The following is a 23041-nucleotide window of genomic DNA, read 5'->3' as shown; positions in this document are numbered from 1 at the left end:
GCGTGTCGAGGGTCTCGCCCTGACCGGGGGGCGGGAAGGCGGCGGCGCTCTGCACAGGTTGGGGCTGCTCGGCATGCGATGAGGCGCGTTCGGATCGCAGACGGGTGACGGCGAGGCCGGCAGGGACTCGGGGAAAGGGGACGGGGTACTGCCCGAAGTTCTTTCGTCACACACATTTCGTCCGTACCCCTGACGGGGATCCGCCCTTCGACGCGGGCGTTATAAATGTCCCCGCAGACCGGGAAAGTGCCTCTCGATGTCGTCCACTGAGTACGTTCCTCTTTCCGCCGCTCAGCAGAGCGTCTGGTACGCGCAGCAACTGGACCCGGAAACGCCGGTCCACATCGCGCAGTACATCGAGATCGAGGGCCCGGTCGACCATGCGTTGTTCGACCGGGTGTGCACCATCGCGGCGCACGAGGTCGAATCGATGAACGCGCGCGTCGTCGAGCGTGACGGCATTCCGTACCAGATCCTCGACAGCGCCGCGACGGCGACGATTCCGCTCACCGACCTCAGTGGAGAAAAGGACCCGCGCGCGGCCGCGCGCGCGTGGATGCGGGAGCGCATGCACGAGCCGCTGCCGCTGGACGGCGACTGCCTCTACGTCACCGCGTGGTTGCGGCTCGGGCCGGAGCTGCACTGGTGGTTCATCCGGGCGCACCACATCGTCGCCGACGCGTTCACCGGCTCGGTGGTGGCCCGCCGCGCCGCCGAGGTCTACACCCTCCTGGCCGGCGGCGGGACCTACGAGGCCGCCGAGCGCGGCTCGTACCGGAGCCTGCTCGCCGAGGACGCCGAGTACCGCACCTCGGAGAAGTACGAACGCGACCGCGCCTACTGGACCGAGCGGTTCGCCGACAAGCCGGTCGCCCTCGGCCTGACCGACGACCTGGCCACCACGCCGGCGTCCTGGCCCATCAGCCGGATCACGACGCTGCCACCGGACGCCACCGCCGACCTCGCCGCGGGCGCGCGGCGGCTGCGCACCGCCACCCAGGCGCTCGCCCTGGCCGCGACCGCCGCGTACATGGCGCGCATGACCGGCACCGAGGACGTCATCATCGGCCTGGCCGTCAGCGGCCGCGCCACCCCGCTGGCCCAGGAGACCACGGGGATGACCTCCAACATCCTGCCGCTGCGGGTGGAGGTCCGGCCGGACATGTCGGTCGAGGACCTGGTCCGCACCGTCACCCGGTCCACCGCGCGGGCGCTGCGGCACCAGCGTTACCGCCGCGAGGACCTGCTGCGCGACCTGAAGCTGCTGGGGGAGCGGCGCCGCACCTACGGGCCGATGGTCAACATCATGGCGTTCGACTACCGGCTCGACTTCGCCGGCACGCCCGCCCGCATGCAGGCCATCACCACCGGTCCCGTCGAGGACCTGTCGATCAACATCTACGACAACTTCGACGGCAACGGCCTGCGGGTCGACTTCGAGGCGCACCCCGACCTGTACGGCGAGGACGAGGTCGCCGCCCACCAGGACCGTTACATGCGGCTGCTGACCGCGCTCGGCGCCGCCGACCCGGCCACGCCGCTGCGCGACATCGAGATCATGGACGAGGCCGAGCGGCGGCTCGTCCTGGAGACCTGGAACGGGCCCGCCGCGCCGCGTCCCACCGCGTTGTGGCCCGAGCTCTTCGCGCGCCACGCCGCCGCCGCGCCGGACGCCCCGGCCGTCCGCCACGGCGCCGAGACGCTCACCTACGGGGAGCTCGACGCCCGCGCCAACCGGCTCGCCCGGCGGCTGATCGAGCTCGGCGTCGGCCCCGAGGACCTGGTCGCCGTCGCCCTGCCGCGCGACGCCGCCATGATCGTCGCGCTCACCGCCATCTTCAAGACGGGCGCCGCCTACCAGCCGATCGACCTCACCTACCCGCCCGACCGGATCGCCTACATGCTGGAGGACGCCGGGCCGGCGTGCCTCATCACCACCAGCGGCTCCGAACTGCCGGGCGGCGTCCCGCGGCTGGAGCTCGACCGGATCGGGGACGACCCGGCGTTCGCCGCGCTCGACGACGGCGCCGTCACCGACGCCGACCGGGTCCGGCCGCTCTTCCCCGGGAACCTCTCCTACGTCATCTACACCTCCGGCTCCACCGGCCGGCCCAAGGGCGTCGCGGTCAACTACGCCGACATGAACGCCTTCCGCACCCGCGTGGTCGAGTTCTTCGGCGCCGAGACGTTGCGGCGGGTGGCGTTCGCGACCTCGCTCAACTTCGACCTGTCGGTGCAGGAGTGGCTGCTGCCGCTGACGCTCGGCGGCGAGATCGAGGTCCTGCGGGACCTGCTGGAGGTCGGCGAGCGCGGCGGCTGGTCCGGCGCGTTCATCGGCGGCGTGCCGTCGGCGGCCTCGGCGGTCATCGGCCGCGAGGGCGTGCGGATCGAGGCCGAGCACATCACGCTGGGCGGCGAGGCGCTGCCCCCGCCGCTGCTGCGCGAGGTGCGGCGGCAGGCGCCGGACGCCCGGGTCTCCAACATCTACGGGCCGACCGAGACGACCGTCGTGGTGACCGGCTGGTACGACGACGGCAACCCCGAGGCGCGGGCCCCGATCGGCCGCCCGCTGGCCAACGTGCGCGCCTACGTGCTGGACGCGGGGCTCCGGCCCGTCCCGGCGGGCGTGCCCGGCGAGCTTTACATCGGCGGCCCCGGCGTGGTCCGCGGTTACCTGGGGCGCCCCGGCCTGACCGCCGACCGGTTCGTGGCCGACCCGTACGGCGAGCCCGGCGCCCGCATGTACCGCACCGGCGACCTGGTGCGCTGGGACGCCGACGGCATCCTGGACTACCTGGGTCGCGCCGACCACCAGGTCAAGGTGCGCGGCTTCCGCATCGAGCTGGGCGAGATCGAGTCGGCGTTCGCCGCGCATCCCGGCGTCCGGCAGAGCGTCGCCGTCGCCCGCACGGACGCCGCCGGCGACGCCGTCCTGGTCGGCTACGTCGTCCCGGCCGCGCCCGGCATGGCGCTCGACCCGGCGCAGCTGCGCGACTTCGCGGCCCGGACGCTGCCGGAGTACATGCTGCCCGCGGCGATCGTCCAGCTCGACGCGCTGCCGCTCAACCCGGCCGGCAAGCTCGACCGCGCCGCGCTCCCCGCGCCCGACTTCACCGCCGCCCGCGCGGGCCGCGGCCCGCGCGACCCGCGCGAGGAGATCCTCTGCGGGATCTTCGCCGAGGTGCTCGGCCTGCCCGCCGTCGGCATCGACGACGGCTTCTTCGACCTCGGCGGCGACTCGCTCAAGGCGACCCGGGTGATGTCGCGCGCCCGCGCCGCGCTGAACGCCGAGCTGCCCATGCGGGTGCTGTTCGAGTCGCCGACCGTCGCCGGGATCGCCGCGCACGTCGCCGCCGCCACGACCGGCGCCGCCGCCCGCCCGCCGCTCCAGGCCGGCGGGCGCCCCGACCCGCTGCCGGTCTCGTACGCGCAGGAACGCCTGTGGTTCCTCAACCGGCTCGAGGGCCCGACCGCCACCTACAACATGCCGATCCCGCTGCGGCTGACCGGCGTGCTCGACCACGACGCCGTGCGCGCGGCGCTGCACGACGTGATCACGCGGCACGAGTCGCTGCGCACGCTGTTCGGCGAGGCCGACGGCGAGGCGTACCAGCGGATCCTGGACGCGGGCGAGGTGACGCCGGAGCTGGTCGTCGCCGACGCCGCCTCCGACGACCTGCACGGGCGGCTCTTCATGGACGCCACCCGCGGCTTCGACCTGGCCACCGAACTCCCGCTGCGGGCCTTCCTCTACCGGCTGGCCGCCGACGAGCACGTGCTGCTGCTGGTCATGCACCACGTCGCCGGCGACGGCTGGTCGCTGGCGCCGCTGGCGCGCGACGTCATCACCGCCTACCTGGCCCGCCGCGACGGCGCCGCGCCGGACTGGCCGCCGCTGCCGGTGCAGTACGCCGACTACGCGCTCTGGCAGCGGGAGCTGCTCGGCACCGGCCCGGACGGCCTCGCCGAGGCCCAGCTCGCGCACTGGAAGCACGCCCTGGCCGGGCTGCCCGACCAGCTGGCGCTGCCCACCGACCGGCCGCGTCCCGACCGCGCCTCGTACCGGGGCGGCCAGGTCGCCTTCGACGTGCCGCGCGAGCTCCTCGACGGCCTGGGCGCGCTGGCCCGCGGTCACCAGGTCAGCCTTTTCATGGTGCTCCAGGCCGCCCTGGCCGCGCTGCTCACCCGGCTCGGCGGCGGGACCGACGTGCCGATCGGCTCGCCGATCGCGGGCCGCACCGACGAGGCGCTGGACGACCTGGTCGGCGTCTTCGTCAACAGCCTCGTCCTGCGCACCGACACCTCCGGCGACCCGGCGTTCGCCGAGCTGCTCGCCCGGGTGCGCGAGACCGACCTGGCCGCCTACGCCCACCAGGACGTGCCGTTCGAGCGCGTCGTCGACACGCTCAACCCGGCGCGGTCGCTCGCCCGGCACCCGCTGTTCCAGGTGATGCTCACCCTGCAGAACAACCCCAGCCCGTCGGTCGAGCTGCCGGGCCTGACCGTGGCCGTCGAGCCGGTGGACGCCGGCGTCGCCAAGTTCGACCTGGAGTTCCTCCTGGAGGAGCGCCTGGACGGCCGCGACGGCATGGCCGGGACGATCGAGTACGCCCGGGACCTGTTCGACCACGCGACCGTCGAACGTTTCGCCGCCTGGTACCTCCGGGTCCTGCGGGCGGTCGCCGCCGACGCCGCCGTCACCGTGGCGGGCCTGGACCTGCCCGGCGTCGAGGAGCTCCGCCCGGCAGAGGCCTCCGCCGGGGCCGGGGCGGCCACCAAGAAGCTCGTCGCGTACGTGGTCGCGGCGCCCGGCCAGTCCCTCGAACCCGAGGAGCTGCGCGCCTACGTCCGGCAGAACCTCCCCGAGTCGATGGTGCCGTCGGCCGTCGTCGTGCTCGACCAGCTGCCGCTCACCCCGAACGGCAAGGTCGACACCAAGGCCCTGCCCCGGCCCGAACTGACCGCCGCCGGGTCCGCGTCCACCGCGTACCGCGCGCCGCGCGACGAACGCGAGGAGACGATCGCCGCCGTCGTCGCCGACCTGCTGGACGTCCCGCGCGTCGGCGTCGACGACGACTTCTTCGAGCTCGGCGGCAACTCGCTCATCGCCATGCGCGTCGTCAGCCGCGTCCGCCGGGTGCTCGAGGTCGAGCTGCCCGTCCGCGCCCTCTTCGAGGCGCCGACCGTCGCCGGGCTGGCGCGGCTGCTCGGCGAGTACGCCGGCGCCACCGGCCGTCCCGCGCTGGAGCGCCGCGACCGCCCCGACGCCGTCCCGCCGTCGTACGCGCAGCAGCGGTTGTGGTTCCTCAACCGGTTCGAGGGGCCGTCCGCCACCTACAACATGCCGATGGCCCTGCGCGTGCGCGGCGCCCTCGACCCCGCGGCGCTCCAGGAGGCCCTCGGCGACCTGGTCACCCGGCACGAGACGCTCCGCACGATCCTGCCCGACAGCGGCGGCGTGCCCCGCCAGCTCGTCCTCGACCCGGCCGCGGCCCGGCCCGAACTCCAGGTCACCGCCACCACCGCGGCCGAGTTGCCGGCGCGGCTCGGCATGGCGGCGGGCTACGCGTTCGACATCTCCGCCGAGCCGCCGCTGCGCGCCCACCTCTTCGAGATCGGCCCGGACGAGCACGTCGCGCTGCTGCTCATGCACCACGTCGCCGGCGACGGCTGGTCGCAGGCGCCGCTCGCCCGCGACCTGATCACCGCGTACGCCGCGCGCGCCGCCGGCTCGGCCCCCCAGTGGGCGCCGCTGCCCGTCCAGTACGCCGACTACACCCTGTGGCAGCAGGACCTCTTCGGCTCGGAGGACGACCCGGAGAGCCTCATCGCGCGGCAGATCGCGTACTGGAAGGACGCCCTCGCCGGGCTGCCCGAGGAGCTGGAGCTCCCGGCCGACCGGCCGCGGCCCGCCGAGTCGTCCTACCGCGGCGGCACCCACCGCTTCCGGCTCGGCCCCGACGTGCACGCCGCGCTGCTGAACGTCGCCCGCGAGGCCGGCGCCAGCCCGTTCATGGTCGCCCAGGCCGCGTTCGCCGCGCTGCTGACCCGGCTGGGCGCCGGCACGGACGTGCCGATCGGCTCGCCGATCGCGGGCCGCACCGACGAGGCGCTGGACGACCTGGTCGGCATGTTCGTCAACATGCTCGTCTTCCGGACCGACACCTCCGGCGACCCGGTCTTCCGCGACCTGGTCGAACGGGTCCGCGAGACCGACCTGGCGGCGTACGCGCACCAGGACGTGCCGTTCGAGCGGCTCGTCGAGGTCATCAACCCGCCGCGCCACCTCGGCCGCCACCCGCTCTTCCAGGTCGGCCTGACGTTCCAGAACAACCCCGAGGCCAGGCTGGAGATGCCCGGCTTCACCGCCGAGGTCGAACCGCTGCACGCCGGGGTCGCCCGCTTCGACCTGCTCATGGTCCTCACCGAACGTGAGGACGGGCTCGACGGCGAGCTGGAGTACGCCCTCGACCGCTACGACCCGGCCACCGCCGCGACGCTCGCCGCCCGCTTCGAGCGCTACCTGACCGCGCTGCTCACCGACCCCTCCGCCCGCATCGGCGACATCGACGTCCTCGACCCCGCCGAGCACGCCGCCCTTCGCGCCGAGTGGGCGGGCGGCGGCGGTGCCCCGGCCGAGCGGACGACGATTCCGGCGTTGTTCGAGGCGCAGGCGGTGCTGCGCCCGGAGGCGCCGGCGGTGACGTTCGAGGGTGTGTCCTGGACGTACGGGGAGGTGAACGCGAGGGCCAACCGTCTCGCGCGGCACCTGGTGGCGCAGGGGGTCGGGCCCGAGCAGTTCGTGGCGCTGAAGCTGCCCCGCACCGCGGACCTGGTGGTGGCGATCCTCGCCGTGCTGAAGGCGGGCGCGGCGTACGTGCCGATCGACCCTGATTACCCCGCCGACCGCATCGCGCTCGTGCTGGAGGACGCCGCCCCCGTCCTCACCCTCGACTCGGTCGAGATCCCCGACGGTTACGACGGCTCCGACCTCGGGGTGGAGATCTCGCCGGACCATCCGGCGTACGTGATCTACACCTCGGGCTCGACCGGTCGCCCCAAGGGCGTCGTCGTCCCGCACCAGAACGTGGTCCGCCTCCTGCGCTCGACCGAGCGGTGGTTCGACTTCGGCCCCGGCGACGTGTGGACGCTCTTCCACTCCTACGCGTTCGACTTCACGGTCTGGGAGCTGTGGGGTTCCCTCCTGTACGGCGGCCGTCTCGTCGTCGTCCCGTACCTGACCAGCCGTTCGCCCGAGGAGTTCGCCGCCCTCCTCGCGACCGAGAAGGTCACGGTCCTCAACCAGACTCCGTCGGCGTTCTACCAGCTGATGCCGTACGAGCGCGACGACCTGGCGGTCCGCTATGTGATCTTCGGCGGGGAGGCCCTCGAACCCGCCCGGCTGCGCGGCTGGCACACCCCGACGCTGGTCAACATGTACGGGATCACCGAGACCACCGTGCACGTCTCCTACGTCGAAGTGGACCGTGACCACCCCGGCAGCGTCATCGGCGTCGCCATCCCGGACCTGCGCCTCTACGTCCTCGACGACCGCCTCCGCCCGGTCGCCCCCGGCGTCGTCGGCGAGCTGTACGTCTCCGGGGCGGGCCTGGCGCGCGGCTACCTCGACCGCGCCGCCCTCACCTCCGAACGTTTCGTCGCCGACCCCTACGGCGACCCCGGCACCCGCATGTACCGCACCGGCGACCTCGGGCGGCGGCTCAAGGACGGGCGCCTGGAATACCTGGGCCGCGCCGACCAGCAGGTCCAGCTGCGCGGCTTCCGCATCGAGCTCGGCGAGATCGAGTCCGTCCTGGCCCATCACGGCTCGATCGCCGACGTCACCGTCGACGTCCGCGACGAACGGCTCGTCGCCTACGCCGTCCCCGCCGCCGGAGCCACGATCGACTCCGGCGAGCTCCGCGCCTTCGCCGGCCTGAAGCTGCCCGCCCACATGGTCCCCGCGACCGTCGTGCCGCTCGAAGCCCTGCCCCTCACCGTCAACGGCAAGCTCGACCGCAAGGCCCTGCCCGCCCCCGACTTCGGCGCGAACGTCTCCGGCCGCGCGCCGTCCACCACCGACGAGGAGACGCTCGCGGCCCTGTTCGCCGAGGTGCTCGGCCTGGAACGCGTCGGCGTCGACGACGGGTTCTTCGACCTCGGCGGCGACTCGATCATCGCCATCCAGCTGGTCTCCCGGGCCCGCCAGTCCGGCCTGGTGATCTCACCCCGCGACGTCTTCCAGCACCAGACCGTCCAGGAGCTGGCATCCATCGCCCGCCCGGTCGGCGAGGGCGAGGAGATCGAGGTCGAGGCGCCCGGCACCGGCACCGGACCGGTCCCGATCACCCCGATCATCGCCTGGCTGCGCGACCGCGTCGGCGGCGACGCCGGCCTCATCCGCGGCTTCCACCAGTCGACGCTCCTGCGCACGCCCGCCGACCTCGGCGTGGACCGGCTGGAGACCGCGCTCCAGACCCTCCTCGACCACCACGACGTCCTGCGGCTCCGGCTCGACGTCACCGGCGGCCACTGGCAGCCGGTGGTCCGGCCCGCCGGGACGGTCCCCGCCACCGGGCTCGTCACCCGCGTCGACGCCGCCGGCCTCGAAGGCGACAAGCTCAGCGGCCTCGTCACCGAGCACGCCCTCGCCGCCCGCGACCGCCTCGACCCGGTCTCCGGCGTCACCGCGCAGCTCGTCTGGTTCGACGCGGGCCAGGCCCAGGGCCGCCTCCTCGTCGTCCTGCACCACCTCGTGGTGGACGGCGTCACCTGGCGAGTCCTCCTGCCCGACCTCGTCACGGCCTGGGCGGGCGGCGACCCGCTGCCGGTCGCCACCTCGTTCCGCCGCTGGGCGCAGCGCCTCACCGCCGCCGCGTCCGACCCGGCCCGCACCGGCGACCTCGACACCTGGCTCGACATCGTGGACGGCCCCGACCAGCGCCTCGCGTCCCGCGCCCTCGACCCCCGGGTCGACATCGCCGCCCGCGCCCGCACGGTCACCCTGACCCTGCCCGCCGACGTCACCGGACCGCTGCTGACCGACGTGCCCGCCGCGTTCCACGGCCGCGCCAACGACGTCCTGCTCACCGGGCTGACCCTCGCCGTGGCCCAGTGGCGCAAGCACCACGGCGGGCGCGGCACCGGCGTGCTGCTCGACCTCGAAGGCCACGGCCGCGAGGAGGTCGTGCCCGGCGTCGACCTGGCCCGCACCGCCGGCTGGTTCACCTCGATCCACCCCGTCCGCCTGGACGCGGGCACGATCGACTGGGCCGAGGTCCGCGGCGGCACGCCCACCGTCGGCACCGCCCTCAAGAAGATCAAGGAACAGCTCCGCGAGATCCCCGACAACGGCATCGGCTACGGCCTCCTGCGCCACCTGAACGAGGACGCCGCCGAGGAGCTCGCCGACCTCCCGCCCGCCCAGATCGCGTTCAACTACCTCGGCCGCGTCGACCCCGGCGGGGACGGCGACTGGAGCCTGGCCACCGAGGACCTCCCCTCCGGCGAGGACCCGCGCATGCCCATGGCCCACGTCCTGGAGATCAACGCCATCACCCGCGACCTCGCCGGCGGCCCCGAGCTCAGCGCCACCTGGACCTGGCCGGACGGGCTGCTCGCCGACGACGACGTGCAGGACCTCGCCGCGAGCTGGTTCGAGGCACTGCGCGGCCTGGTCGCGCACGTCGCCGGTGCCGGCGCCGAGGCGGCCGGCGGGTTCACCCCCTCCGACCTCCTCGTCGACCTCGACCAGGGCGAGATCGACCAACTGCAGTCCGCCTGGAGGAACAAGCTTTGAACCGGGGAGATCTCGAGGACATTCTGCCGCTGTCGCCGCTGCAGCAGGGCTTCTTCTTCCACGCGACGTACGACGCGGACGGGAGGGACGTCTACACGGCGCAGATCGTCCTCGACCTCGACGGGCCGCTGGACGTGGCGGCGCTGCGGACGGCGGCGGACACGCTGCTGCGGCGGCACTCCAACCTGCGGGCCGGGTTCTGGAACGAGGGGCTGTCCAAGCCGGTGCAGGTCGTCCCGCGCGGGGTGGAGCTGCCCTGGTACGAGGTCGACGCGGCGGACGAGGCCGAGGCGGACGCGATCGTGGCGCGGGAGCGGGCGCACCGGTTCGACGTGACGGCGCCGCCGCTGCTGCGGTTCACGCTGGTGCGGCTGGGTGAACTCCGGCATCGGCTGATCTTCACCAACCACCACATCCTGCTGGACGGGTGGTCGACGCCGATCCTGGCGACCGAGCTGTTCCTGCTGTACGTGCAGGGCGGGCATGACGACGGGTTCCCCCGCGTCACGCCGTACAAGGGATATCTGGCCTGGCTCGCCAAGCAGGACCGGGGCGCGGCGGAGGCGGCGTGGAGCCGGGCGCTGGAGGGCGTCGCGGAGCCGAGCCTGGTGGCGCCGGAGGCGGCGGGGCGGCCCCCCGTGCTGCCGGAACGGACGATCACCGAGCTGGACGAGCGGCTGACCAGGAGGCTGCAGCGGGCCGCGCGGCGGCACGGGGTGACGCTGAGCACCGTGCTGCAGGGCGCGTGGGGGCTGACGCTCGGGCGGCTGCTCGGGAGCGACGACGTGGTGTTCGGGTCGACGGTGTCGGGTCGGCCCGCGGAGCTGCCCGGCATCGAGCAGATGATCGGGCTCTTCATCAACACGCTGCCGGTGCGCGTGCGCTACGAGCAGGGGGAGCCGCTCGGGTCGCTGATGGAACGGCTGCAGGACGAGCAGACCGAACTGCTGCCGCACCACCATCTCGGGCTGACCGACATCCAGCGGGCCGCCGGGCACGGGCAGCTGTTCGACACGATGACCGTGCTGGAGAACTACCCGTTCGACCCCGCGTCGATGGACGGCTCCCTGAACGGCGTGCGGATCGTCGGCGCGGACTCCTACGACGCGACGCACTTCCCGCTGTCGTTCGTCGCGGCGCCCGGCCCCGGGTTGTCGCTGCGGCTGCACTACCGGCCGGACGTGTACGGGAAGGAGCTCGTCGAGGCGCTGCTGGCGCGGGTCAGGCGGTTCCTGGAGGCGTTCGCCGAGGACTCCGGGCAGGCCATCGGCGCCGTCGCGCTGGCCGGGGAGGACGAGCGGGCGCGGCTGGCCGCGTGGAACGACACGGCGGAGGCGGCTCCCTCGGGGACCGTGGCCGACCTGTTCGAGGAACGGGCCGCGCGGGCGCCGGACGAGGTGGCGCTCGTCTGCGGCGAGGCGTCGCTGACGTACGCGGAGCTGAACGAGCGGGCCAACCGGCTCGCGCACGAGCTGATCGCGCGGGGGATCGGCCCCGAGGACCGCGTCGCGCTGGTGCTGCCGAGGACGCCCGAGATCGTGGTCTCCATCCTGGGCGTGCTCAAGGCGGGCGCGGCGTACGTGCCGATCGACCCGGAGTACCCGGCCGACCGCGTCGCGTACATGCTGGACGACTGCCGGCCCGCGGTGACGATCCGCGAGCCCCTGGACGTGCCGGACGTGCCGGACGGGCCCGCGGGCGACCCGCGTCGGACCGCGGCGGCGGCGAACACGGCGTACGTGATCTACACGTCGGGCTCGACGGGGCGTCCCAAGGGCGTGGCCGTTCCGCACGCCGGGCTGCTCAACTACTACGCGGCGCACCGTGACGCGTTCTTCGAGCCCGCGATCGCGGCGGCCGGCGGCCGGCGGATGCGGTTCGCGCACCTGGCGTCGTTCTCGTTCGACACGTCGTGGATGGGCCTGCTCTGGATGGCGCACGGCCACGAGCTGCACCTGATCGACGACGGGACGCGGCGCGACGTCGAGGCGTACGCGGCGTACATCGCGCGGGCGCGGATCGACCTGGTCAACACCACGCCGTCGCACTTCCTGTCGCTGCGCGAGGCGGGGCTGCTGAAGGAGGACGGCCGGCACCGGCCGGCGCAGCTGCTGCTCGGCGGCGAGGCGGTCCCCGACACGTTGTGGGACGAGCTGCGCGGCCTGGACGGGGTGACGGTCCGCAACTTCTACGGGCCGACCGAGTCGACGATCGACACGATGAACCAGGTCGTGGCGGACGCCGGGCGGCCCTCGGTGGGCGGCCCGCAGCGCAACACCCGGTCGTACGTGCTGGACGCGGCGTTGCAGCCGGTCCCGGCCGGCGTGCCCGGTGAGCTCTACCTGGCGGGCGCGCAGCTGGCGCGCGGCTACTTCGAGCGTCCCGGGCTGACCGCCGAACGGTTCGTGGCCGACCCGTTCGGCGCGCCCGGCGAGCGGATGTACCGGACCGGCGACCTGGTGCGGTGGTCGCCGGAGGGAACGATCGAATACCTGGGCCGCGTCGACGACCAGGTGAAGATCCGCGGGTTCCGGGTGGAGCCCGGCGAGATCGAGAACGTCGTCGCCGCGTTCGAGGGCGTCGCGCGGGCGGCCGTGGTGGTGCGCGAGGACGCGCCGGGGGAGCGGCGCCTGGCCGCCTACGTCGTGGGCACCGCGGGCACCGCGGGCACCGTGGACGTCGCGGCGCTGCGGCGGTACGCGGCCGAGCGGCTGCCCGACTACATGGTCCCGTCGTTCACCGTCCTCGACACGCTGCCGCTGACCGTGAACGGCAAGCTGGACCGGGCCGCGCTGCCGGTCCCGGACGCCGCCGCCTCGGTCAGCCGCGCGCCGCGCTCGCCCCGCGAGGAGATCCTCGCGGGCCTGTTCGCCGAGGTGCTCGGCGTGGCCCGGGTCGGCGTGGACGACGGGTTCTTCGCGCTCGGCGGCGACTCGCTGATCGCGACCCGGCTGGTCGGCAGGGTGCGGTCGGCGCTGGGCGTGGAGCTTCCGGTGCGGGCGCTGTTCGAGGCGCCGACCGTGGCGGGCCTGGCCGAACGGCTCGCCGAGGCGTCCGGCGACGTCCGGCCGTCGCCGTCGCGCGCCGCCGTGCGCCCCGAGGTGATCCCGCTGTCGTACGCGCAGCAGCGGTTGTGGTTCCTCAACCGGTTCGAGGGCGCGTCCGCCACGTTCCTGATGCCGGCCGCGCTGCGGCTCGTCGGGGCCGTCGACCACGACGCGCTCCAGGCCGCGCTCGGCGACGTGACGGCGCGGCACGAGTCGCTGCGCACGATCTTCCCGGACAGCTCGGGCGTCGCCCGGCAGCTGGTCCTGGACCCGGCCGAGGCCCGTCCCCGGCTCACCGTGACCGAGACGACCGAGGCCCGATTGCCGGCCGCGCTCGCCGCGTTCGCCGGCCAGGGCTTCGACCTGTCGGTCGAGCCGCCGCTGCGCGCCCGGCTGTTCCACCTGGGCGGCGACGAGCACGTGCTGCTGCTCGTCCTGCACCACATCGCGGCGGACGGCTGGTCGATGGCGCCGCTCGCGCGGGACGTCATCCTGGCGTACGCGGCGCGCCGCGAGGGCTCGGCGCCGGACTGGGCGCCGCTGCCGGTGCAGTACGCGGACTACACGTTGTGGCAGCAGGAGCTGTTCGGGTCCGAGGACGACCCGGAGAGCCTGGTCTCGCGGCAGATCGCGTACTGGAAGGGCGCCCTGGCCGGGCTGCCCGACCAGCTGGAGCTGCCGGCCGACCGGCCGCGCCCGGCGGAGGCCTCGCACCGGGGCGCCACGTTCGCCTTCACGCTCGACGCCGGCCTGCACGCGGGCCTGCTGAAGATCGCCCGGGAGAGCGGCGCCAGCCTGTTCATGGTGACGCAGGCGGCGTACGCGGCGCTGCTGACCCGGCTGGGCGCCGGCACGGACGTGCCGATCGGCTCGCCGATCGCGGGCCGCACGGACGAGGCGCTGGACGACCTGGTCGGCATGTTCGTCAACATGCTCGTGCTGCGCACCGACACCTCCGGCGACCCCTCGTTCCGCGAGCTGATCGCCCGGGTGAAGGAGACCGACCTGGCCGCGTACGCCCACCAGGACCTGCCGTTCGAGCGGCTGGTGGACGTGCTGAGCCCGGCCCGGTCGATGGCGCGGCACCCGCTCTTCCAGGTCGCCCTCACCTTCCAGAACAACCCCGAGGCCAGGCTGGAGCTGGACGGCCTCAGCGGCGGCGCCGAGCCGCTCCACGCGGGGGCCGCCAAGTACGACCTGTCCCTCTACCTGGAGGAACGGCACGGCGACGACGGCGCTCCCGGCGGCATCGACGCCGGGCTGGAGTACGCGCTGGACCTGTTCGACCCGGCGACGGCCGAGTCGATCGCGGGCCGCTTCGAACGGCTGCTGCGCGAGCTGGTGGACGCGCCCGACGAGCCGATCGGCACCGCCGAGATCCTCGACCGGTCCGAACGCCGCACGATCCTGCGCAAGTGGGCGGGCGGCGGCGGTGCCCCGGCCGAGCGGACGACGATTCCGGTGCTGTTCGAGGCGCAGGCGGTGCTGCGCCCGGACGCGCCGGCGGTGACGTTCGAGGGTGTGTCCTGGACGTACGGGGAGGTGAACGCGAGGGCCAATCGTCTGGCGCGGCACCTGGTGGCGCAGGGGGTCGGGCCCGAGCAGTTCGTGGCGCTGAAGCTGCCGCGGTCGGCCGACCTGGTCGTGGCGGTGCTGGCCGTGCTGAAGGCGGGCGCGGCGTACGTGCCGATCGACCCTGATTACCCGGCCGACCGCATCGCCTTCATGCTGGAGGACGCCGCGCCGTCCCTCATTCTCGACTCGGTCGAGGTGCCGGACGGTTATGAGGGCTCCGACCTGGGGGTGGAGATCTCGCCGGATCATCCGGCGTACGTGATCTACACCTCGGGCTCGACCGGTCGCCCCAAGGGCGTCGTGGTTCCGCACCAGAACGTGGTCCGCCTCCTGCGCTCGACCGAGCGGTGGTTCGACTTCGGCCCCGGCGACGTGTGGACGCTCTTCCACTCCTACGCGTTCGACTTCACGGTGTGGGAGTTGTGGGGCTCGCTGCTGTACGGCGGCCGTCTCGTCGTGGTCCCGTACCTGACCAGCCGTTCGCCGGAGGAGTTCGCGGAGCTGCTGGCAGCCGAGAAGGTCACGGTCCTCAACCAGACGCCGTCGGCGTTCTACCAGCTGATGCCGTACGAGCGCGACGACCTGGCGGTCCGCTATGTGATCTTCGGTGGGGAGGCGCTGGAGCCCGCCCGGCTGCGCGGCTGGCACGCCCCGGCGCTGGTCAACATGTACGGGATCACCGAGACCACCGTGCACGTCTCCCACGTCGAGGTGGACGACCGCGAGTACCCGGGCAGCGTCATCGGCGTCGGCATCCCCGACCTCAAGGTGTACGTCCTGGACGGCCGCCTCCAGCCGGTGCCGCCCGGCGTGGCCGGCGAGATGTACGTGGCGGGCGCGGGCCTGGCGCGCGGCTACCTCAACCGCGCCGCCCTCACCTCCGAACGTTTCGTCGCCGACCCGTACGGCGAGCCCGGCACCCGCATGTACCGCACCGGCGACCTCGGGCGCTGGCTCAAGGACGGGCGCCTGGAATACCTGGGGCGCGCCGACCAGCAGGTCCAGCTGCGCGGCTTCCGCATCGAGCTCGGTGAGGTCGCCGCCGCCCTCGTGCGGCACGGCTCGGTCACCGACGCGGTCGCGGTGGTCCGCGACGACCGGCTCGTCGCGTACGCGGCGGGGGAGGACCTCGACCCGGCCGAGCTGCGCCGCTTCGCGGGCCGGACGCTGCCCGACCACATGATCCCCGCGACGGTCGTCCGGCTGGACGCGCTGCCGCTGACGTCCAACGGCAAGCTCGACCGCAGGGCCCTGCCCGATCCCGACTTCGGCGCGAACGTCTCCAGCCGCGCCCCGCGCACGGCCGACGAGGAGACGCTCGCGGCCCTGTTCGCCGAGGTGCTCGGCCTGGAACGCGTCGGCGTCGACGATGGGTTCTTCGACCTCGGCGGCGACTCGATCATCGCGATCCAGCTGGTCTCCCGGGCCCGCCGGTCCGGCCTGGTGATCTCACCCCGCGACGTCTTCCAGCACCAGACCGTCCAGGAACTCGCCGCCATCGCCCAGCCGGTCACCGAGGCCGTCGAGACCGAGCCGCCCGGCGCGGGCATCGGACCCGTCCCGGCCACGCCGATCATGCGGTGGTTCCGCGGCCTCCAGGGCCCCGTGGACGGCTACAGCCAGCGCGTGCTGCTCCAGGTCCCGCCGGACCTCGGCGAGGAACGGCTGGCCTCGGCCCTGCAAGCGGTGCTCGACCACCACGACATGGTGCGGCTGCGCGCGGACGGCGACGGGTTCGAGATCACCGAGCCCGGCACGGTCGACGCGGCGCCGCTCGTCCGGCGCGTGGACGTCCGGGGACTCGGCACCGAGGCGCTGCACGACGTCCTCGCCGCCGAGTCCCGCGCGGCCCGCGACCACCTCGACCCTGCCGCGGGGGTCATGGCGCGGCTCGTCTGGTTCGACGCGGGCCCCGCCGCGTCCGGCCGCCTCCTGCTCACGCTGCACCACCTGGTGGTGGACGGCGTCTCCTGGCGCATCCTGCTGCCCGACCTGGTCACCGCCTGGGCGGGCGGCGACCTCCAGCCGGTCGGCACCTCGTTCCGCCGGTGGGCGCAGAGGCTCGTCGCCGAGGCGTCCGAGCCGGCCCGCGCCGCCGAGCTGCCGCTGTGGACCGACATCCAGGCCACCCCCGACCCGCTGCTCGGCGCCCGCCCGCTCGACCCCGCCGCCGACACGTTCGGCACCGCGCGCCACCTCACCGCCGTCCTGCCCGCCGACGTCACCGGGCCGCTGCTCACCGACGTGCCGGCCGCGTTCCACGGGCGCGTCAACGACGTGCTGCTGACCGGCCTCGCCCTGGCGGTCGCCGAATGGCGGCGCGAACGCGGCCGCGCCGACGACCCGGCGGTGCTCGTCGACCTGGAGGGGCACGGCCGGGAGGAGATCATCCCCGGCGTGGACCTGTCGCGCACCGCGGGCTGGTTCACCTCGATCTTCCCCGTCCGGCTCGACCCGGGCCCGATCGACTGGGCCGAGGTCGCCGAGGGCGGCCAGGCCGTCGGCACGGCGCTCAAGCTGGTCAAGGAGCAGCTGCGGGAGATCCCGGACAACGGCGTCGGGTACGGCCTGCTGCGCCACCTCAACCCGGGCACCCGCGACGTGCTCGCCGCCGGCCCGGTCCCGCAGGTCGCCTTCAACTACCTCGGCCGCACCGCGGCGCCCGAGGCGGCCGACTGGTCGCCCGCCGGACCGGCCGAGGACGCCGCGCTCGCCGGCGGCCAGCACGACGGCCTCGGGCTGGTGCACGCCGTCGAGGTCAACGCGCACACCCGCGACCTGCCCGGCGGTCCCGAGCTGACCGCCACCTGGACCTGGGCCGGCGAGCTGTTCGGCGAGGACGAGATCCGCGCCCTGGCCGACCGCTGGTCCGCGGCGCTGCGCGGCCTGGTCGCCCACGTCGTGGAGGGCGGCGACCACGGCCCGGTCGGCGGGTTCACCCCCTCGGACCTGTCCCTGGTGGAGGTCGGCCAGGACGAGATCGACGAGCTGGCCGCGGAGCTCGACGGAGAATGGGAGCAGGAGTGACGACACCGGCGCAGCAGCAGAAGCGGTCTCAGCTGGAGGACATCCTGCCGCTGTCGCCCCTCCAGCAGGGCCTGTTCTTCCACGCGCTGCACGACACCGGCCAGGACGTCTACACCGCGCAGGTGAGCTTCGAGCTGGAGGGGCCGCTCGACGTGGCGGCGCTCAGGGCGGCCGCCGCGACCCTGCTGCGGCGGCACGCCAACCTGCGCGCCGGGTTCCGGCAGCGCAAGGAGGGCACGCCCGTCCAGATCGTGCAGCGGCAGGTGCGGCTGCCCTGGGAGGACGTCGACCTGACCGGGCTGCCGGAGGCCGAACGGGCCGCCGCGGCCACGGCGGTCGCCGACCGCGAGCGGGTGACGCCGTTCGACATGGCCAAGCCGCCGCTGCTGCGCTTCACGCTGGTCAAGATGGCCGCGGACCGGCACCGGATGGTGTTCACCAACCACCACATCCTGCTGGACGGCTGGTCCACGCCGGTGCTCCAGACCGAACTGTTCGCGCTCTACCTCGCGGGCGGCGACGACACCGGGATGCCGCGCGTCGCCCCGTACAAGAACTACCTGGCATGGCTGGCCGGGCAGGACCGCGGCGCCGCCGAGGACGCGTGGCGGCGCGCGCTGGCCGGGGTGGAGGAGCCCACGTTCGTGGCGCCCGAGGCGGGCGCGGCGGAGCCGGCCGAGCCGGGCCGGGTGCGGTGGCGGCTGAGCGAGCGGCTGACCGCCGACCTCAACGCGCGGGCGCGGGCCCAGGGCGTCACGCTCAACACCGTGATGCAGCTGGCGTGGGGCACGCTCCTCGGCCGGCTCACCGGCCGCACCGACGTGGTGTTCGGCGCCGCCGTCTCCGGCCGCCCGGCCGAGCTGCCGGGCGTCGAGCAGATGATCGGGCTGTTCATCAACACCCTGCCGATCCGGGTGCGGGTGCGGCCGTCCGACACGGTCGCCGCGGCGCTCACCCGGCTCCAGGGCGAGCAGGCCGACCTGATGCCCCACCACCACCTCGGCCTCGCCGACATCCAGCGGTTCACCCCCGCCGGCACGCTCTTCGACACCATGACCGTGCTGGAGAACTACCCGTTCGACCCCGACGCCGCGGGCACCGACCTGGGCGGGCTCACGCTCAAGGACGTCGACGGCTACGACGCCAGCCACTACCCGCTGGCGCTGGCGGCCGTGCCGGGACGCGAGCTGTCGCTGCGGCTGGACCACCGGACCGACCTCTACAGCCGGGAGGACGCCGAACGCCTGGCCGGACGGCTGGACCGCGTGTTCACCGCGATCGCGCACCGGCCCGACGTGCCGCTCGCGCGCATCGACGTCCTCACCGACGACGAGGCCGGCAAGGTCCTGCGCGAGTGGCAGGGACCGGTCACCGGCCGTCCCGGCGAGCCGGGACGGCCGGTGACCATCACCGGCTCCTTCGAGGACCGGGTCCGGGAGGCCCCGGACGCCGTCGCGATCCGCTGGAACGGCGAGTCGATCACCTACGCCGAGCTGGACGCCCGCGCCAACCGGCTCGCGCACCGGCTCGTCGCGCTCGGCGTGGGGCCCGAGACGCCGGTCGCGATGCTCCTCGAACGGTCCGCCGACAGCGTCGTGGCCTCCCTCGCGACCCTCAAGGCCGGCGGCGCGTACGCCCCGATCCACCACGCCTACCCGGCCGACCGCATGGCGTGGGCGGTGGCCGAGGTCGGCGCGCCCGTCCTGCTGGTCAACACGCCGATGAAGGACCGCGTCGCCGAGCTGGAGGGCGCGGCGCGGGTGGTCGTCGTGGACGACGACCCCGAGACCGCCGCCCAGCCCAGCACGCCCCCCGGCGTCGCCGCCCACCCCGAACAGCTCGCGTTCGTCCTGTTCACCTCGGGCTCGACCGGGCTGCCCAAGGGCGTCATGCTGCGGCACCGCGACACCGTCGACCTGGCCCGCGACGCGGCCATGCGCGACGGCGGGCACGACCGGGTGCTGGTGCACTCGCCGCACGCCTTCGACGCGTCCACGTACGAGATGTGGGTGCCGCTGCTGGCCGGCGGCACCGTCGTGGTGGCGCCGCCGGGTCAGCTCGACGCCGCCGCCCTCGAAAAGATCATCAACGCCGAGGACGTCACCGGGATCTTCATCACGACCACGCTGTTCAACCTGGTCGCCGAGGAGCGCCCGGAGACGTTCGCCGGGCTCCGGGAGGTCCTCACCGGCGGCGAGTCCGGCTCCCCGGCGGCGATGCGCAAGGTCCTCGCGGCCTGCCCGGACACCGAGGTCGGTCACGTGTACGGGCCCACCGAGGCCACCACGTACACCACATTGGTCGGCATGCGCGCTCCGCTCGCCGGCGGCGACCGCGTCCCGATCCTCGGCCGCCCGATCGACGACATGCGGCTGTACGTCCTGGACGAGGGGCTGCGGCCGGTGCCGCCCGGCGTCACCGGCGAGGCCTACATCGCGGGCGCCGGTCTCGGCCGGGGCTATCTGGAACGGCCGGGCCTCACCGCCGAACGGTACGTCGCCGACCCGTTCGGCCCGCCCGGCGAGCGCATGTACCGGACCGGCGACCTGGTCCGGTGGCGGGCCGACGGGCAGCTGGAGTACGTCGACCGCGCCGACTTCCAGGTGAAGATCCGCGGTTTCCGCGTCGAGCTCGGCGAGATCGAGGCGGCCCTCGCCGCGCACCCCGGGGTCTCCAACGTCGCGGTCGTCGCCCGCGAGGACAGCCCGGGAGTCAAGCGCCTGGCCGCCTACGTGGTCGGCACGGTCGGCCCCGCCGGCCCCGCCGGTACGGCCGTCGTCGCGCCCTCGGCCGACGAGCTGCGCCGGTGGGTCTCCTCCCGGCTGCCGGAGTACATGGTGCCCGCCGCGTTCGTCGCGCTGGAGACGTTCCCGACCAACCCGAACGGCAAGCTCGACCGGAACGCCCTGCCCGCGCCCGACTACGCCGGAGGCGCGGTGGGACGCGACCCGGAGACGCCCGAGGAGGAGCTGCTCTGCGGGCTGTTCGCCCAGGTGCTCGAGGTCGAGCGGGTGGGCGCCGACGTCAGCTTCTTCGACCTCGGCGGCGACAGCATCGCCGCGATCAAGCTCGTCACCCGCGCCCGGCAGGCGGGCCTGGAACTGGCGCCGCGCGACGTGTTCACCCACCAGACCGTCGAGGCCCTCACCCGGCTCGGCGACGAGGAGCGGCTCGGGGTCGAGGTGCTGCTGCCGATCCGCACCACGGGTTCGCGGCCGCCGGTCTTCTTCGTGCACCCGGCGGGCGGGCTGGCATGGAGCTACCTCCAGCTCCAGCGGCACCTGCACCCCGACCAGCCGATGTACGGGCTCCAGGCGAGCGCGTTCACCCGCGCGGAGCTGCCCGGCTCGGTCGGGGAGATGGCCGAGGACTACCTGGCGGAGATCCGCAAGGTCGCGCCGCACGGGCCGTACCACCTGGCGGGCTGGTCGCTCGGCGGGCTCATCGCCTACGAGATGGCGTGCCGCCTCCAGGCCGCGGGCGAGGAGGTCGGGCTGCTCGGCCTCATCGACGCCTTCCACACCCAGGAACTGGAGTCGGAGAAGCGCGAGATCCTGCCCGAGCTGCTGGAGTCGATCGGCATCGACGCCACGATGGTGTCCGCCGACGGGAACCCGGACCTGGAACAGATCATGGCGGTGCTGGCCGAGCGCGAGGACTCGCTGTCCACGCTCGGCGAGGACGACCTGGTCAACGTCTACCGCAACTACGAGAACGGGCTCCACCGCGCCGAGGAGTACCGTCCCGGGCCCTACCGCGGCGACGTGGTCTTCTTCACCGCCACGAAGGGGCGCACCGACCGGATGCCGACCGGGCCGTCCAACTGGGGACCGCTGGTCGACGGCCAGATCGAGGACCACCACCTGGACGTCGACCACCACTTCCTCATGGAGCCGGAGCCGGCCGCCGAGATCGGCGCCGTCCTGGCCGCCACCCTCGACAAGATCCACCGATAGAGAGGTACCCCCGAGATGACCAACCCCTTCGAGGACGCCGACGGCACCTATGTGGTGCTGGTCAACGACGAGGGCCAGCACTCGTTGTGGCCGTCGTTCGCCGAGGTGCCCGCGGGCTGGACGGTCGCCAAGACCGAGGACACCCGGCAGGCGTGCCTGGACCACGTCAACGAGAACTGGACCGACATGCGCCCGAAGAGCCTCATCGAGGCGATGGGTGGCTGATATCGAGCTCCCCGCCGTCACCGAGTGGACGATGGAGATGCTCGATCCGGCCGACCTGCGGCCCGCGCCGGCGGCGGGCGTCGAGATGACGTTCACCCGGGCCGCGGTCGCCTCGGCCGACGTCAGCCGTGCCCTCTACGCCGCGGTCGGCGCCCGGGTCTGCTGGACCGACCGGTTCCCGTGGACGCACGAGGACTGGTGGGCCTGGGTCGACCGGCCCGAGCTCGGCACGTGGCTGGCGATGGCGGAGGGCACGATCGCGGGGTTCTTCGAGATCGAGGCGCAGCCCGGCGGCGACACCGAGATCCATCTGGTGGGGCTCACCCCGGCCTTCGTCGGCCATGGGCACGGTGGCCATCTCGTCGAGCAGTGCGTGCGCCGGGCGTGGCTGCGGGGGGAGACGTGGGCCGAGCGCACCGGCCCGGCGACCCGGGTGTGGTTGCGGACCAGCACGCTCGACCACCCGAACGCGCTGGGCAACTACCGGGCCCGGGGCTTCAAGGTGGCCGCCGAGAAGACCGCGGCCAAGCTCGTCCCCGACCCTCGGGTTGCGCCGTGGCCACTGCCCGACGATCCTCGGTTGAACCCGCGCATTCTGGACGAGCAGGAGTTGATCTCGTGACCTGGTTCCGCTGTGCCGAAACGCGGCCCTGGGCTTCGATGCGGCTGTTCTGCCTGCCGCACGCGGGCGGCTCGGCGGTCTTCTACCGGTCGTGGGCCAAGGAGATCAGCCCGGCGGTCGAGCTGCACGCCGTCCAGTACCCCGGCCGGGCCGACCGGATGGCCGACCCGTTCGTGACCGAGGCCCACCAGCTCGCCCGGCTGATCGCGGGCGCGATGGCGCCGCTGCTCGACCGGCCGGTCGCGCTGTTCGGGCACAGCATGGGCGCCGTGCTGGCGTACGAGGTGGCCGTGCTGCTCCAGGAGCGCGGCGCCCCGCCCGTCCACGTGTTCGCCTCCGGCGCGCGCCCGCCGCACGACCGCGGTGACGACAAGGTCGCCGGCAGGGACGACGAGGCGCTGGTGGCCGAGCTGGTGAAGCTCGGCGGCACCGACGCCGAGGCGCTCCGGGAGCCCGAGCTGCGCGAGCTGGTGCTGCCCTACGTCCGCAACGACTTCACGCTCATCGAGGAGTACGCGCACCGGCCGGGCGGCCCCCGCCTCGGCGTCCCGGTGACCGCGATCATCGGTGCCGACGACCCGCACGTGAACGAGGCGCAGGCGGCGCGGTGGGGCGAGCTGACCGACGGCCGGTTCGCGCTGCGCGTCCTGGAGGGCGACCACTTCTACCTGGTGCCGCGGCAGCCCGCGGTGTTGTCGGAGGTCATGCGCACCCTCGAGGTGCCCGCCGGGCCCTGACCGCCGCACGCCGCCCGCTGGACACGCTGTCCGACACCGGTCGCTGATCGGGG

General features: G+C 74.0%; 6 protein-coding genes. All 6 read left to right on the top strand.

Features of this window, described 5'->3' with window-relative positions:
• The first annotated feature begins 256 nt into the window (after positions 1-256).
• Genes ABZ810_RS39090 through ABZ810_RS39065 form a run of 6 tightly spaced genes read left to right on the top strand, consistent with a single transcriptional unit; the run spans position 257 to position 22988 of the window.
• Positions 257-9799 carry an amino acid adenylation domain-containing protein gene (locus ABZ810_RS39090; protein WP_358411961.1) on the top strand — a complete coding sequence of 3181 codons (9543 nt, stop codon included), beginning with the start codon at positions 257-259 and terminating at the stop codon, positions 9797-9799.
• Entirely contained in the window at positions 9796-17448 is a 7653-nt protein-coding gene (locus tag ABZ810_RS39085) for an amino acid adenylation domain-containing protein (RefSeq protein ID WP_358411960.1), read from the top strand. The genes ABZ810_RS39090 and ABZ810_RS39085 overlap by 4 nt, the downstream gene beginning before the upstream one ends.
• Complete coding sequence (locus tag ABZ810_RS39080; RefSeq protein ID WP_358411959.1) at positions 17445-21404, top strand: amino acid adenylation domain-containing protein; 3960 nt, start codon at positions 17445-17447, stop codon at positions 21402-21404. The genes ABZ810_RS39085 and ABZ810_RS39080 overlap by 4 nt, the downstream gene beginning before the upstream one ends.
• A 15-nt stretch (positions 21405-21419) precedes the next feature.
• Entirely contained in the window at positions 21420-21629 is a 210-nt protein-coding gene (locus ABZ810_RS39075) for an MbtH family protein (RefSeq protein ID WP_358411958.1), read from the top strand.
• Complete coding sequence (locus ABZ810_RS39070; protein WP_358411957.1) at positions 21622-22251, top strand: GNAT family N-acetyltransferase; 630 nt, start codon at positions 21622-21624, stop codon at positions 22249-22251. Before ABZ810_RS39075 ends, ABZ810_RS39070 begins: the two co-directional genes overlap by 8 nt.
• On the top strand, positions 22248-22988 hold the full coding sequence (locus ABZ810_RS39065) for an alpha/beta fold hydrolase (RefSeq protein WP_358411956.1): 741 nt from the start codon (positions 22248-22250) through the stop codon (positions 22986-22988). Before ABZ810_RS39070 ends, ABZ810_RS39065 begins: the two co-directional genes overlap by 4 nt.
• Positions 22989-23041 lie beyond the last annotated feature (53 nt).

It is taken from the genome of Spirillospora sp. NPDC047279 (genome assembly GCF_040643285.1).
GTDB lineage: Bacteria > Actinomycetota > Actinomycetes > Streptosporangiales > Streptosporangiaceae > Spirillospora.
This window is presented reverse-complemented; position numbering and strand designations above follow the sequence as displayed.

Bases quoted from the DNA above. Each gene is read 5' to 3' on its own strand.
- ABZ810_RS39090 (WP_358411961.1), top strand. From the start codon at position 257: ATGTCGTCCACTGAGTACGTTCCTCTTTCCGCCGCTCAGCAGAGCGTC.
- ABZ810_RS39075 (WP_358411958.1), top strand. From the start codon at position 21,420: ATGACCAACCCCTTCGAGGACGCCGACGGCACCTATGTGGTGCTGGTC.